Genomic DNA, 2297 nt, shown 5'->3' on the forward strand with positions numbered 1-2297 from the left:
GGATTTTTTGCCTCCTGTAGCGTTAAACCGAAGCGCTTTGCACGCATTTCTATTGCCAATTTATCAACGGCTTCACGCGGTGCTTTTGCACGTGATATACGTCCGTTTGGTTCTCTTACCTGCCCTTTAATTTTAGGGCGTCCCCTCTTTTTATTTTTTTTCATAACACCGCCTTTTATTTAAAAAGGAACACTATCATTCATAACGGTATGAGACGTATCAAGAGGCTTGTGAAAGCTTCTGTCATAAGGTGATGACTGATCTTGATTATCATCATTTTTGCCATCTAAAAGCTTTAACTCGCCTTTGTACTGAGGCAATATGACTTCTGTTACATAGCGATCAACACCGTTTTTATCTTGCCATTTACGGGTTTGTAGTCGCCCCTCGATATAAACTTTGCTGCCTTTATTCAGATACTGGAGTGCTACTTTTGCCAAGTGTGGATTAAACACCACAATGGAATGCCATTCGGTTTTGTCTATTCTTTTATTGGTTGCCTTGTCTGTATAGCTCTCAGACGTTGCCATTCGAAAATTGACCACCTCGATGCCAGATGACATTGTTTTGCTTTCTGGATTAGCACCTAAATAGCCAATTAAAATCACTTTATTAAGCATGTTTGTAAGTCCCATTAAATGATGTAAAGATCATAACATGTTTTATGTGTTTTTACAATGTTTTCAGTTGTCTAATAACAATTATTTAAAGTGTTACATTATGTTCTAAATCACTAAAGCGTGTAAAATCGGATTGAAAGGCAAGGGGAACGATTCCTGTCGGACCATGGCGTTGTTTTGCTATAATAACCTCGGCTTTACCCTTGGCTTGCTCCATTGCCTCTTGCCATTTGTTATACTCAGCAGTGCCTTCTTTGGGTTCTTCATTTTTGAGATAATATTCTTCACGATAAACGAACAGAACAATGTCGGCATCTTGCTCGATTGAACCAGATTCACGTAAGTCGGAGAGTTGTGGACGTTTATCGGTTCGGTTTTCAACTTGACGCGAAAGTTGTGACAGAGCAATGATGGGAATATTGAGTTCTTTTGCAAGTGCTTTTAATCCGGTGGTAATGGCTGTAATTTCTTGAACGCGATTTTCTAATGAACGCTTTGAACCGCTTGTCATGAGTTGGATATAATCGATAATCAAGACATCTAGACCATGTTGTCGTTTAAGACGCCTTGCACGAGCGGACAATTGTGCAATAGACACCCCACCCGTTTGATCAATATAAAGAGGGATTGTTTGTAAGGAACGCATTGCGTGAATAATTTTTGCAAATTGCTCTTCTGAGATATTACCACGGCGCATATCAGAAGAAGAAACCTTTATTTGCTCTGAGATAATACGAGTTGCAAGCTGTTCAGTTGACATCTCAAGTGAAAAGAAACCAACAATACCCCCTTCATTGGCTTGGCTGTTATCATGACGCTTGCAAGCATTGGCAATATTAAAAGCAATATTGGTCGCCAGTGAGGTCTTCCCCATCCCAGGGCGCCCCGCAAGGATAATCAAATCAGATGCTTGTAATCCCCCCATTTTCTCATCAAGTGTTTTGATATGGGTAGCTATCCCTGAGAGCCTTGAAGAACGCTTTTTCGCAGCGCTTGCCATGTTAAGTGCTTTTGCAATGGCTGTATCAAAATTTTCAAACCCACCCCCATATTTTCCCTTTTCTGCCAATTCAAACAACTGATTTTCAACAGTTTCAATTTGTTGTGATGTTGTAAGTTCTACAGAAACATCATAAGCTCTATTCACAACTTGAGTGCCAAGGTTAATTAAAGAGCGTCGGATAAACAGATCATAAATGACGCTCCCATAATCTTTAGTATTAATGATTGTTACAGCTTCTTTAGCTAAACGCACCACGTAATTATATACAGTGATGTCACCAATTTTCGCATCATTTTCAACAAAGGGCTTAATAGTAATGGGATCTGCAACTTTTCCATTTTGAATAATTTGTGAAATGATATCAAAAAGCTTTTGATGCAACGGTTCAAAAAAGTGCTCTGCTTTTAAAAAATCAGAAACGCTATCAAGAGCATTATTATTGATAATGATAGCACCCAGCAAAGCTTTCTCTGCTTCAATATTATGGGGCAGTTGACGAAAAGAAGATTGTTCTTCTGTTTGAAAAGAAGGTAAATTAACAGCGTTCATTTTATTCATTATGATTTAAATTGATTTGATAAATGATAATTATAAATCACTGAATCTACAGTGTGAATCCCATTTTTATTTTACTTAACAGCTTGCTTTTTGATACGTTTTGTGCAATAAAGAGA

At 38.1% G+C, this 2297-nt stretch carries 2 protein-coding genes; both read right to left on the minus strand.

The genetic code is table 11. From position 1 onward, the window contains the following. Positions 1-179: 179 nt before the first annotated feature. Positions 180-620: a single-stranded DNA-binding protein gene (ssb, locus tag ACFINY_RS09565; RefSeq protein ID WP_375701054.1), complete on the minus strand. Its 441-nt coding sequence runs from the start codon at positions 618-620 to the stop codon at positions 180-182. Between the two features lie 85 nt (positions 621-705). Beyond that, positions 706-2181 carry a replicative DNA helicase gene (locus ACFINY_RS09570; RefSeq protein WP_375701055.1) on the minus strand — a complete coding sequence of 492 codons (1476 nt, stop codon included), beginning with the start codon at positions 2179-2181 and terminating at the stop codon, positions 706-708. Between the last annotated feature and the right edge of the window lie 116 nt (positions 2182-2297).

The organism is Bartonella sp. AA23NXGY (assembly GCF_042197165.1).
Lineage (GTDB): Bacteria > Pseudomonadota > Alphaproteobacteria > Rhizobiales > Rhizobiaceae > Bartonella.

Excerpts from the sequence above, each read along its gene's own strand:
- ssb (WP_375701054.1), bottom strand. The coding sequence starts at position 620 with ATGCTTAATAAAGTGATTTTAATTGGCTATTTAGGTGCTAATCCAGAA.
- ACFINY_RS09570 (WP_375701055.1), bottom strand. The coding sequence starts at position 2,181 with ATGAATAAAATGAACGCTGTTAATTTACCTTCTTTTCAAACAGAAGAA.